The sequence below is a fragment of the Allosphingosinicella sp. genome (assembly GCF_036387215.1).
Taxonomy (GTDB): domain Bacteria; phylum Pseudomonadota; class Alphaproteobacteria; order Sphingomonadales; family Sphingomonadaceae; genus Allosphingosinicella.
On record NZ_DASVUE010000207.1, the window covers coordinates 1 to 11,067 of the forward strand.

11 protein-coding genes are annotated in these 11,067 nt (G+C 67.6%); 5 read left to right on the forward strand and 6 right to left on the reverse strand.

Annotated elements, in window-relative coordinates; translation table 11 throughout:
- On the forward strand, positions 1–272 hold a 272-nt coding region (locus VF662_RS08250), incomplete at its 5' end, for a CPBP family glutamic-type intramembrane protease (RefSeq protein WP_464139761.1).
- Here the strand turns inward: VF662_RS08250 and VF662_RS08255 are convergent.
- Genes VF662_RS08255 through VF662_RS08265 form a run of 3 tightly spaced genes read right to left on the reverse strand, consistent with a single transcriptional unit; the run spans position 269 to position 3,479 of the window.
- Positions 269–1,111, reverse strand: a complete 843-nt coding sequence (locus VF662_RS08255; protein ID WP_464139763.1) for a class I mannose-6-phosphate isomerase — start codon at positions 1,109–1,111, stop codon at positions 269–271. The two genes, VF662_RS08250 and VF662_RS08255, sit on opposite strands and share 4 nt — an antisense overlap.
- Positions 1,108–1,995 (reverse strand): ROK family protein, encoded by an 888-nt coding sequence (locus VF662_RS08260; protein WP_464139765.1) that lies wholly within the window; start codon positions 1,993–1,995, stop codon positions 1,108–1,110. Before VF662_RS08260 ends, VF662_RS08255 begins: the two co-directional genes overlap by 4 nt.
- Positions 1,992–3,479, reverse strand: coding sequence for a serine hydrolase domain-containing protein (locus VF662_RS08265; RefSeq protein ID WP_464139767.1), 1,488 nt, complete (start codon positions 3,477–3,479; stop codon positions 1,992–1,994). The genes VF662_RS08260 and VF662_RS08265 overlap by 4 nt, the downstream gene beginning before the upstream one ends.
- A gap of 174 nt (positions 3,480–3,653) precedes the next feature.
- Between VF662_RS08265 and VF662_RS08270 the strand changes: the two genes are divergently transcribed.
- Positions 3,654–5,693 (forward strand): transglycosylase domain-containing protein, encoded by a 2,040-nt coding sequence (locus VF662_RS08270; protein WP_464139770.1) that lies wholly within the window; start codon positions 3,654–3,656, stop codon positions 5,691–5,693.
- A 45-nt stretch (positions 5,694–5,738) separates the two neighbouring features.
- On the forward strand, positions 5,739–6,125 hold the full coding sequence (locus VF662_RS08275; protein ID WP_464139772.1) for a YidH family protein: 387 nt from the start codon (positions 5,739–5,741) through the stop codon (positions 6,123–6,125).
- Between the two features lie 16 nt (positions 6,126–6,141).
- Here VF662_RS08275 and VF662_RS08280 read toward each other — a convergent pair whose 3' ends face one another.
- Together VF662_RS08280 and VF662_RS08285 are read right to left on the reverse strand one after the other, a co-directional pair.
- Positions 6,142–6,345 (reverse strand): hypothetical protein, encoded by a 204-nt coding sequence (locus tag VF662_RS08280; protein WP_464139774.1) that lies wholly within the window; start codon positions 6,343–6,345, stop codon positions 6,142–6,144.
- A 56-nt stretch (positions 6,346–6,401) separates the two neighbouring features.
- Entirely contained in the window at positions 6,402–8,717 is a 2,316-nt protein-coding gene (locus VF662_RS08285) for a transketolase (RefSeq protein WP_464139776.1), read from the reverse strand.
- 121 nt (positions 8,718–8,838) lie between these two features.
- Here VF662_RS08285 and VF662_RS08290 point away from each other — a divergent pair, with 121 nt between their 5' ends.
- Together VF662_RS08290 and VF662_RS08295 are read left to right on the forward strand one after the other, a co-directional pair.
- Positions 8,839–9,009 (forward strand): hypothetical protein, encoded by a 171-nt coding sequence (locus VF662_RS08290; protein ID WP_464139779.1) that lies wholly within the window; start codon positions 8,839–8,841, stop codon positions 9,007–9,009.
- Positions 9,010–9,066: 57 nt separating this feature from the next.
- Entirely contained in the window at positions 9,067–9,660 is a 594-nt protein-coding gene (locus tag VF662_RS08295; RefSeq protein ID WP_464139781.1) for a peptidylprolyl isomerase, read from the forward strand.
- Here VF662_RS08295 and VF662_RS08300 read toward each other — a convergent pair.
- Positions 9,657–11,042, reverse strand: a complete 1,386-nt coding sequence (locus tag VF662_RS08300) for a dihydrolipoamide acetyltransferase family protein (protein WP_464139783.1) — start codon at positions 11,040–11,042, stop codon at positions 9,657–9,659. The genes VF662_RS08295 and VF662_RS08300 overlap by 4 nt on opposite strands.
- Positions 11,043–11,067: the final 25 nt, after the last annotated feature.

An 11,067-nucleotide genomic window follows, 5' to 3' on the forward strand; every position in this document is an offset into this window, starting at 1 on the left:
TCATCGGCAAGCGGCTGATCGGCTGGCTCGGCTTCGGCATCGGCAACTTCGTACAGGCGGCGCTGTTCGGAGCGCTCCATTCCCTTCTGGCGCTTACTCCCCAGGCAACCTCTACCCTGGTGGTCTCGATCGTCGTCTTCAGCGGCGCGATCGGGTGGTTCAACGGCTGGCTCAACGAGCGGATGGGAAAGGGTTCGATCTTGCCCGGCTGGGCCTGCCACTCGGCCGCAAACCTCTGCTCCTATCTCACGCTGGCTCTGGCAGTCGCCTAGCCGATGAGGGTCTCGCGGACGTTCGCGCCGGCATAGGCCGCGTAGAGCTCCGAACCCTCCTCAAGCGTGATCGACACTTCGCCATCGGCAAGCCAGACGCTTCCGGGCTCCAGCGGCCGGCCTGAGGCCTCGAACTCGCCGCTGACCGGCACGAGCCAGACCGGGTCGCCTTTGGTGGCTGCCAGTGGGCCTTCAAGACCCCGAGACCAGCGCTCGAGCACGAATGCTCCGCCCTCCGCAAGGATCTCCCGGCCGTCGGGACGCGTGTAGGGCATCATCGGTGCGATGTACGGCGCGGGGTCGGCGGCGTCGATGCCGGCATCGAGGTGAAGCTCGCGCGGGCGGCCGTAATCGTAGAGGCGGTAGGTAAGGTCCACATTCTGCTGAATCTCGATCAGGATCAGCCCGGGGCCCAGCGCGTGCACCGTACGGGCGGGCGAATAGATGATGTCTCCGGGAGCGGCGGGGCGCCAATCGACCAGCTGTTCGATCGATCCATCCTGCGCCGCGCGGCGCAGTTCCTCGGGCGACACCCGTTCCCGCAGCCCGAGCCCGATCGTCGCCCCCGGATCCGCGTGCAAGACGATCCAGGCCTCGTCCTTTCCGCGCCTGTGGCCGGCCCGGCGGGCGGCGGCATCGTCGGGATGGACCTGGATGGACAGCTTGTCGGACGTAAAGAGATATTTGACGAGCAGTTCAGGGTCGGACCCGGCCGGATCTTCGAACCAGATTTCGCCCAGCGGCTCCGCGCCGTCATATCGGCCGCCGAACATTTCGGGCAGGTCGCGGCGCCCCCAGACCTTCTCCACTCTCTTTTCGGTCAGCCTCGTCACGCTCATTCGCCGCCCTCCAGCAGATCCTGGGCAAGCGCGAAACCGCCTGCGAGACCGGCTTGATCCCCGAGCCCGGGCGGGACGATGAAGGGCGATCCATCGGCGGGGCCGGTCTCCACATAGCCGTTCAGCCACCGCAGCATCGCCTTCTCCACCCCGGCGTGCAGCGCGCCGCCAGTCATCACGCCGCCGCCGATCACGATCCGCTGCGGGCTCGCGATGAGGACCAAAGTCGCACAGACCTGCCCCAGATAGTCGGCGAGGATGGAGCGGAAGGGATGGTCCGGCTCCAGCTCGGTCAGCGTCTTCCCGAACCTCTCCATGATCGCGGGGCCGCTGGCGAGGCCCTCCGCGCAATCCTCATGATAAGGGCAGCGGCTGGAATAGGAATCGCCGGGGTCTCTCCTGATGCGCACGTGGCCGATCTCCGGATGGGCGGCGCCGTGAAGGGCCTCGCCGTTGATCGCGATGCCGCCGCCGATGCCGGTGCCGACGGTGAGATAGGCGATGCTGCCAAGGCCGCGCCCGGCGCCCCAGCGGGCTTCTGCAAGCGCTGCTCCGTTGACGTCGGTGTCGAGGTTCACCGGGGAGCCGAGCCTCCGCCCCAGGTATCCCCCCACGTCGGCGCCCGCCCAGCCGGGCTTGGTGGTGCGCCCCATGCGGCCCCAGCCGGGCGAGCCGGGCCGGATGTCGATCGGCCCGAACGAGGCGATCCCCAGCGCCTCCGGCTGGCCCAACTCCTCTCTCGCCTCGTCGAAAAAGTCGGCGACAGCCCGCAGGGTAGCGCTCGGTTCATCCGTGGAGATGCGGATCTGTCGAAGCGGCTTCAGCGGGTCACGTGCGATGGCGGCCAGGACCTTGGTGCCGCCGAGCTCGACTGCCGCGATCATGGCGTCGCCGCGCTAAACTCCAGCGCCTGGATGGTGACCGCCGGCGTCGGTGCGCGCTGCACGCGGCCGCTGATCCGGCCATGCTCGCACGTCCAGCTGAACCTGCCCTCCATGGCCGAGACCGGTATGATCGCCTCGCTCGCGGCGCAGGTGCCGACTTCCGCCTTCAGCCCCGCAAGCATCGTCTTCCAACGCGGTGCGTCGCGATCCATCAGCATGTTATTGGCGAGCGGCGCAGAGCCGATCTCGCCGGACCGCCAGACCGCCCGCGCCGCATCATAGGCGGCGGCGAGGCCGGCACTTACCGGCAGTGCAGGCTCCGCCAACGCGCCCGCCTTCTGCAGCGCCAGGGCCGCGCGGAAGGCCGCGAGGCTCGGCCCGCCATAGGTCTTGCTCGAAAAGGCGAAGATGCCGACGCCCTTCTCGGGGAGCAGAAGCACGACCGAGCCGTAGCCGGGATAGCCGCCGGTGTGGGTGACGACCCGCCCGAGGTCGCAATCGTCGAGCACGCGCCATCCCATTCCATAGGCGGTCGCCTGGCGGCATGGCGCTCCGCCGATCGCCGCGTTGCGCATCGCAGCGGCGGCGAAATTGGCGCCGGTGACGATCTCGCGTGCAGTCGAGCGCCTTACCGGCCCCTGTTCCGGCCCATCCCGTGCCGGCCAGGCTGAAAGCAGGAACGAGACCCATCTGGCATAATCGCTGGCGCTCGTCTCGACGCCGCCCATCGCGCCGAACGTGCCGTCCTTCATGTCCGGCTCCCGCACCCAGCGATTGTCCTGCCAGCGATAGCCGATCGCCCGCCGGTTCTGCGGCGAAGCGAACACGTCGAAGCCCGTCGAGCGCATCCCCAGCGGCTGCATGATCTCGCGGCGGATATAATCCTGGTACGGCATATTAGAGACGTTGGTGACGATCCGGCCGAGCGTCGCGTAGCCGAAGTTCGAATATTCCATCGCGAGCCCCGGCGCGCGCGCGAACGGGACGCCCGCCTTCAGCATCGCCGTGAACTCGTCCTCCGGCACCACCTGCTGCCGGTCGCCCCAGGGATTGTCCTCGACGAAGCCGGCGGTGTGCGTCAGCAGCTGGCGGACGGTGATCCTCGGGCTGTCGCTCGTGGGGTAGCGCCACCCCTTCATCTCAGGGACGTAATTCTCCGCGGGCGCGTCCAGCGACAGCTTGCCCTCGTCCCTCAGCTTCAGGATCGCGAGCGCAGTGAAGGCCTTGGACATCGAGGCGATGCGGAACAGGCTTTCCGCAGTCACCGGGCGCCTGGATTCGGTGTCCTGGACGCCGAGGCCCTTCACGTGGACGAGCTTGCCGTCGGCGACGACGCCGTAGACCAGCCCGGGCACGTGGGCTGCAAGGCGCCAGTCCGCGAAGATGCGGTCCACTTCGGCAAGCGTCGCCTTCTCCGGCGCAGCGGCCTCAACCGCCGGTGCGAGCGTGAGCAACAGACAGGCAAGCGCGGTACGGAATCTCATCAAGCGGTTCCTCGTCGGTCTCAGGAGGAGCTTAAGGCAGAGGCGGGGCGCCGTCACGCCTGTTGGCATCCCTCCCGCGGCATCACATTTCCTTGGCGCGAAGGCAGGGAAAGCCACTATATCCGCGCCTTGGGCGCCGCTTCCAGTGGCGCGCCGGGAGACCAGTAGGTGCTGATGAACGATTTCCCAGGTCCTCTTTCCGCCGAGGCTCCGCCTCCGCCGATCGGGCCGGAAATCCAGCTCCTGCCGCGAAGGCGGCCATGGTACCGGCGCCCGCTCACCGTCATCGGCATCCTGTTCGGGCTGATGTTCGCCTGGCTTGCGGTGACCGCGCCGCTCTCGAAGTCGCTTCAGCCGATCGCCGCCCCCGGGATCGTCCTCCTCTCCGCCGACGGCAAGCCGATCGCCCGGCGCGGCGCGATCACCGACCAGCCGGTCGACGTGACCGAGCTCCCCCGCCACGTGCAGGAGGCCTTCCTCGCCATCGAGGACCGCCGCTTCTACATGCATATCGGCGTCGATCCGTGGGGCATCCTTCGAGCGGCGGTGCGCAACACGCTGGCGGGCGACGTGCGGCAGGGCGGGAGCACGATCACGCAGCAGCTCGCAAAGCTTTCCTTCCTGAGCTCCGACCAGACCGCCGGACGGAAGCTGCGCGAGGTCTTCATCTCGCTCTGGCTGGAGACGTGGCTTTCGAAGGAGGAGATCCTCTCCCGATATCTTTCGAACGCCTATTTCGGCGACAACGTCTACGGCCTCCGCGCCGCCTCGCGCCGCTATTTCAGCAAGGATCCAAAGGATCTCAGCATCGGCGAAGCGGCGATGCTTGCGGGCGTCGTGAAAGCGCCCTCCCGGCTTGCGCCGACCGTGAATTTCGAGGGCGCCCGGAAGCGCGGCCGGCTCGTGCAGGCGGCGATGGTCGAGGCGGGATACCTCACCGAGCGTGAGGCCGAGCGGGTCAGGCGCGTGCGGCTGAAGCCGACGCCGATGCCAAACATGCCGACCGGCACCTATTTTGCCGACTGGGTGCTTCCGCAGGCGCGGGAGTTTGCCGGCGGCGGTTATGGCGAGCAGACCGTGCAGACGACGCTCGACAGCCGGATCCAGCGGATGGCCATCGGCGCGGTGCAGCGCGCGAGGCTCGGCAAGGCGCAGGTTGCGCTGATCGCGATGCGCCCCGGCGGCGAGGTGGTGGCGATGCTCGGCGGCAAGGATTATGCCCGAAGCCCGTTCAACCGGGCCACTCAGGCGCGGCGGCAGCCTGGATCCACGTTCAAGCTGTTCGTCTATCTGGCCGCGCTCCGGGCCGGCATGACACCCGAGAGCAAGATCGATGACACGCCGCTGACGATCGGCAGCTGGAGTCCGAAGAACCATGGCGGCGTCTATCGCGGCCGGATCACCCTCCGCGAAGCCTTTGCGGTGTCCAGCAACGTTGCCGCCGTCCGGCTGGCCGAGCGGGTCGGGCGGGACGAGGTGATCCGCGCCGCACGCGACCTCGGCGTCACTAGCCCGATACCCGACGATCCGAGCATTGCGCTCGGCACGTCCGGAATGACCCTGCTCGAGCTCACCCGCGCTTATGCGGCGGTGGCGTTCGGATCCTATCCGATCGCCGCCCGCGGGCTTCCGGAGCAGGACGACAGCTGGTTCGGCCGCTTCTGGAGCAACAAGAGACGCTTTAGCGGCGACAATGACGAGATGATGCTCGACCTCCTCTGGAACGTCGTCCACCGCGGCACCGGGCGCGCGGCGAACCTGAGGGCGGAGACGTTCGGCAAGACGGGCACCACGCAGGACCACCGCGACGCCATTTTCGTCGGCTTCGCCGGCGATCTCGTCACCGCCGTGTGGATCGGGAACGACGACAATTCGCCGCTGAGGGGCATCCAGGGCGGCGGCCTTCCCGCGCGGATCTGGCGCGACTTCATGTCGCAGGCGGTGAGGACGCCGGCGCCGAAGGAAGACCACAAGCCCGTGGTCCGGGAGGCGCCGCCTTCGGCAAAGCAGCCGGATGAGCCGCCCGTCTATACGGTCCCGATCGAGGGGACCGGAATCGATGTGGGCGTGCAGATCGGCAACGAAGGGATGACGATCTCGGCCAAGCCGAGCACTCCGCGTGAAGACTCGCCGCCCCCGCCTCCGGGCGAATTGCCGAAGATCACGCTGCCGCTGCCCCCGAGCGATGAAGGTCCGCCGCCCAAGGAAGGCTAGCGAACGAACGGGCTGCTGCGGCGTTGACCGGGAAACGGAGTTGCCATGCCCGAAGACAAGACGCAGCTCGCGGAGGACCGCACCGACCTTGCCGAAGACCGGACGGTGCTCGCCAACGAGCGGACCTTCGGCGGCTGGATGCGGACCGGCTTCGCCGCGGTCGCTCTGGGCGTCGGCTTCCACGCGCTGTTCGAGCGGATGGAGCCGGCCTGGGTACCCAAGGCCATTGCGACCACATTCCTGCTGATCGCGATCTTCGTATTCCTGACTGCGGAGCGGCGGTCGCTCAAGATCATGGAGCGGCTGCACACGCACAAGGTCACCACGTTCAAGGTGGGGAACCTGCGCATCCTCACGGTCGCCGTGATCGCCGCGACAGCCGCGCTGATGGCAGCGCTTTGGCTGGTGAAGATGAAGGCCGGCGGCGCCTGAGCGCGCCGCCTACGCCTCAATAGGTGTCGCGGGTGCGGCGCTTGCGGTTGTCGTAGACCTTCTTGGCGACATAGCCGCCGGCCAGCGCGAGCCCGAGCGGGCCGAACGCGCGGCGAGCCAGCGCAGGCGCAAGTGCGCCGATGATCATGCCCCGGCCGCCCGAGCCGTAGCGGTCTGCGATGCGCTTGCCGATGACTGCGCCTGCAATCCTACCCAACATGATTCACTCCTCCGAACTTGTCCGGAAGAGAGCGCCGGACGGGCCCGGATGTTCCCTCAATCGAGGAAGAGCTCGGCCGCCGCTTCCACGATCGCACCCACGTCGAGCCGGTACTCGCGATAGAGATCGTCGAGGCTTCCGGTCTGGCCGAAGCGGTCGAGCCCGAGCGGGCTGACGCGGTGGCCGAGAACGCCGCCGAGCCAGGACAGCGAGGCGGGTGCACCGTCGAGCAGGGTCACCAGCCCAGCGGTCGGCGACAGCGGCGCGAGGAGCTGCTCGATGTGAGACGGAGCGGCCCCCTTCCCGCCCCAGCGTCCCCGAAGGCGCTCGCTCCAGCCGCGGTGAAGGCGGTCCGGCGAGGTGACGGCAAGGAGGCCAAGCCCCGGCACGTCGTCCTTCAGCGCCTCCCAGGCGGCGATCGCCTCGGGCGCGATCGCGCCGGAATAGACCAGCGCAGCCTCGGCTCCCGCGCTGGGCTGCCTGAGCCAATAGCCGCCTTCGACGGCGCCCGCCTTCCAGCTCTCGTCCGGCCGCTGGACCTGCGCGATGGTCCGTGTCGTGAGCCGGAGATAGACGCTCTCCCCGTCCGGCCGCTGCATCAGGCGAAAGCCTTCCTCCATCAGCAAGGCGAGCTCGTCGACGAAGGCCGGCTCGTAGTGGCGAAGGCCGGGCTGGCCGAGTGCGATCAGCGGCGGGTTGATCGACTGGTGGGCGCCGCCTTCCGGCCCGAGCGTCACGCCCGAAGGCGTCGCAACAAGCATGAAGCGGGCATCCTGGTAGCAGGCGTAGTTGAGCGCATCGAGGCCGCGGGCGATGAAGGGATCGTAGACGGTGCCGATCGGGAACAGGCGCTCGCCGAAAATGTCGCCCGCGAGCCCGAGCGCTGCAAGCATCAGGAACAGATTGTTCTCGGCGATACCGAGCTCGATATGCTGCCCCGCGTCGGTGGCGCCCCATTTCTGGGCGGAGGGGATTTTGGCCGCGGCGAAGACGTCGGCCAGCTCCTGACGACGGAACAGGCCGCGCTGGTTCACCCAGGCGCCGAGATTGGTCGAGACGGTGACGTCGGGCGAAGTGGTGACGATGCGGTCGGCCAGCGGCCCGCCGGCGCGGCTGAGATCGAGCAGGATTCGACCGAACGCGGCCTGCGTCGACTGTTCCTCGCCGGCGGGCGGGTCGAAGGCGGGCACTTCGGCGACGTTCCACGGCCGCGCGCGCTTCTCGCGCGCGATGCGGCTTGCCTCCACCGCCGCCCGCGCCGCCTCCGCCGCATTACCGCCGAGGCCGGCATAAGGCTCCCACTCCTCGCCTTCCGCAATGCCCATCCGCTCGCGGAGAGCGGCGATCTGGCCGGGATTCATGAGGCCCGCATGATTGTCCTTGTGGCCCGCGAACGGGAGCCCCCGCCCCTTCACCGTGTAGGCGATGAAGAGCGTCGGCACGTCGTCCTGAGCGGCGTCGAACGCCTCCACGAGGCTCGCCATGTCGTGCCCGGCAAGGTTGGTCATCAGGCTTGCAAGCGCATCGTCGTCGCGGGCGTCGAGGATCGGCTTCACCGCCGGCGCGTCCTTCAGCAGCCGCTCGCGCCACGCGCCGCCGCCGAGATAGGTGAGCGCGGCATAATCCGCGTTCCCGACATCATCGATCCAGGCCTTGAGCTCCGCTCCGCCGGGCTCGGTGAACGCGGCTTCCATCTGCTTGCCGTATTTCAGCGTGACGACGCGCCAGCCACAGGCGGCGAAGATGTCGTCGAAGCGGCGGAACATCCGCTCGGCCGTCGTGGCGTCAAGCGACTGCCGGTTATAGTCGACGATCCACCAGCAATTGCGGATGTCGTGCTTGTAGGCCTCGATCAGGCATTCGTAGATATTGCCCTCGTCGAGCTCGGCATCGCCCATCAAAGCAACCATCCGCCCCGCCTCCGCCCGCTCCATGAGCCCGTGGGCGAGGAGATAGTCCTGCACCAGGCTCGCAAAGGCGGTGATCGCAACGCCCAGCCCTACGGAGCCGGTGGAGAAATCGACCGGGATCCTGTCCTTGGTGCGGCTCGGATAGCTCTGCATGCCGCCGAAGCCGCGGAAATTCTCGAGCTGCTCACGGCTCTGGGTACCAAGCAGATAGTGGATGGCGTGGAGCACAGGCCCCGCATGCGGCTTCACCGCCACCTTGTCGTTCGGCCCCAGCGCATGGAAGTAGAGCGCCGCCATGATCGCCGTCATCGAGGCGCAGCTCGCCTGGTGGCCGCCGACCTTCAGCCCGTCCCTGCTCTCGCGCAGGTGATTGGCGTTGTGGATGGTCCAGGCGGAGAGCCAGCGGAGGCGATCGTCGAGCAGCCGAAGCGCGTCGAGATCGGGAGAGGTCTTCTTCAGCATCCGGGCGCTTTAGCCTTCCTCGGCCAGGGAGTGCACGCCCATTCGTAGGCTGGCGAAGGGGCTTCTGAACTCTTGCCAAAGCGGGTGCTCAGGTACATTCTGGGGCCGTTACGGGGGCATCATGAAACATTATCGGGTGAACAAGCTGGCGAAGCCGGACGGCGTGGTCGTGAAGACCAAGGACCTGCTTGCCTCCAGTGACAGGGAAGCGATGCAAACGGCGCGCGAGGATCCCGACTGCCCGGTGTGCGATGTGCTTCAGGCCGGCAAGAAGATCGGCTCCATCACCTAGAAGCCTACGCATCTTCGGTCTCCCCGAACGGCGGGGAATCCGCTAGGCGCCGCCGCGATGAGTCTCCGCATTGTTTCAGCGGCCCTGTTCGCGTTCCTCCTGCTTTGCTTTTCTCCTCCCGCCGCAGCCGCGCCGGCGCCGCTCGTGCGCATCCTGACCTCCGAAGGCGCGATCCTGATCGAGCTGGACGTGAAGCGGGCGCCGATCACCGCCGGCAATTTCCTGCGCTACGCGGCGGAAAAGCGGCTCGACAACACGACTTTCTACCGCGCCGCGCGCAATCGGAAGAACCCGAAGTTCGGGCTCGTCCAGGGCGGCATCAATCACCGCGTCGTCCGCGCGCGGCTGCCGATCCCGCACGAGTCGACCAGCAAGACCGGCCTGAGGCACGTGGACGGCACGGTCTCCATGGCGCGGAATGCTCCCGGCACCGCGATGGGCGACTTCTTCGTCACCGTTGGGCCAGCGCCCTATCTCGACGCGCGGCCGGGCTCCGCCGGCTATGCAGCGTTCGGGAAGGTCGTCTCGGGCATGCCGATCATCCGGAAGATGCTGGCGGCCAAGACCTATCCCGGCGGCCGATCGCAGAACACGATGGGCCAGACCATCGTCGCACCGATCAAGATCCTGACCGTCCGTCGCGTCCGCTAGCGGAGCGACAGGAGCTTCAGCGGGTTTTCGATCAGCTTCTTCATGTCCTGCATGAAGTTGGCCGCATCCCAGCCGTCCACGACGCGGTGATCGCAGGAGAGGGAGAGGTTCATCCGCTTGCGGATCTCGAGCTCGCCGTCGATCACGACCGGCTTCTCCTCGACCTTGTTGACGGCGATGATAGCGACTTCGGGCCGGTTGATGACGGGGGTCGAGGTGATGCCGCCCATCGGCCCCAAGCTCGAGAGGGTGATGGTGGAGCCGCTGAGCTCCTCGCGGCTGGCCTTGCCGGTGCGCGCGGCTTCCGCGAGGCGGAGGATCTCGCGGGCTAAATCCCAGATGTCGCGAGTTTCAGCGTTGCGGATGACGGGTACCATCAGGCCGTCCGGGGTCTGCGTCGCCATGCCCATGTGGACGGCGCCCGAGCGGGTGATCACCTGCGCATCATCGTCATAGCGGGCGTTGATCTGGGGATAGTCGGCAAGCGTACGCGCCATCGCCGTCATCAGGAACGGAAGCATGGTGAGCTTCGGATTGCCGCCGCGATCCGTGTTCATCATGGCCCGCGTCTGCTCGAGCGCGGTGACGTCATATTCCTCGACCAGCGTGAAGTGCGGGATGCGGCGCTTGGCCTCCTGCATATTCTCGGCGATCTTCCGGCGAAGGCCGACGACCTTCACCGTCTCGTCCTGGCGCCGCGCGGCGTGGGCATGGGAGACGCCGCCGCCATTGTAGAGCAGATAGGCGTCGAGATCGGCATGGCGGATTCGGTCGGCGGCGGTCTTCACCTGGGAGAGATCGATGCCGAGGTCGCGCGCGCGTTGCCGGACCGCGGGGGACGCGAGGACTTGTTTGGCGCTACCACCACCGTTCGCCCCGAGCGCAGTCGAGGGGCCCTGTCGAGCGGAGCCGAGACCTTCGCTGGCTTCGTCCCTCGGCTGCGCTCGGGTGGGTGTCTCGACTTCGCTGGACACGAACGGTTTTTGTTCGGCGGCCGACGGGATTGCATCCTGCTGCGCTTGGGTCGGAGCGACCATGCCGTCGCCGAGTGCGACGGTATCGGTGCGCTCGCCTTCGGCATCGGTCTCCGTGCCATCCTGGTCGGCGGCAGGCGGGGCCGTATCGCCCGCCGGCGCGGCGGCATCGGTCTCGAACACCACCAGCACCGATCCGATCGGGATCTGGTCGCCAACTTCCCCGGCGACCTCGATCACCTTCCCGGCGACGGGCGATTCCATCTCCACCGTCGCCTTGTCGGTCATCATATCGGCGAGCTGCTGGTCTTCCTTGACCATGTCGCCCACCTTGATGTGCCAGGCGACGATCTCGGCCTCGGCGATGCCTTCGCCGATATCGGGCAGCTTGAATTCGTAGCGCGCCATCGCCGATCAGTCCTCCAATGCTTTT

Excerpts from the sequence above, each read along its gene's own strand:
- VF662_RS08300 (WP_464139783.1), bottom strand. The coding sequence starts at position 11,042 with ATGGCGCGCTACGAATTCAAGCTGCCCGATATCGGCGAAGGCATCGCC.
- VF662_RS08255 (WP_464139763.1), bottom strand. The coding sequence starts at position 1,111 with ATGAGCGTGACGAGGCTGACCGAAAAGAGAGTGGAGAAGGTCTGGGGG.
- VF662_RS08290 (WP_464139779.1), top strand. The coding sequence starts at position 8,839 with ATGAAACATTATCGGGTGAACAAGCTGGCGAAGCCGGACGGCGTGGTC.
- VF662_RS08295 (WP_464139781.1), top strand. The coding sequence starts at position 9,067 with ATGAGTCTCCGCATTGTTTCAGCGGCCCTGTTCGCGTTCCTCCTGCTT.
- VF662_RS08275 (WP_464139772.1), top strand. The coding sequence starts at position 5,739 with ATGCCCGAAGACAAGACGCAGCTCGCGGAGGACCGCACCGACCTTGCC.
- VF662_RS08260 (WP_464139765.1), bottom strand. The coding sequence starts at position 1,995 with ATGATCGCGGCAGTCGAGCTCGGCGGCACCAAGGTCCTGGCCGCCATC.
- VF662_RS08270 (WP_464139770.1), top strand. The coding sequence starts at position 3,654 with ATGAACGATTTCCCAGGTCCTCTTTCCGCCGAGGCTCCGCCTCCGCCG.
- VF662_RS08285 (WP_464139776.1), bottom strand. The coding sequence starts at position 8,717 with ATGCTGAAGAAGACCTCTCCCGATCTCGACGCGCTTCGGCTGCTCGAC.
- VF662_RS08280 (WP_464139774.1), bottom strand. The coding sequence starts at position 6,345 with ATGTTGGGTAGGATTGCAGGCGCAGTCATCGGCAAGCGCATCGCAGAC.
- VF662_RS08265 (WP_464139767.1), bottom strand. The coding sequence starts at position 3,479 with ATGAGATTCCGTACCGCGCTTGCCTGTCTGTTGCTCACGCTCGCACCG.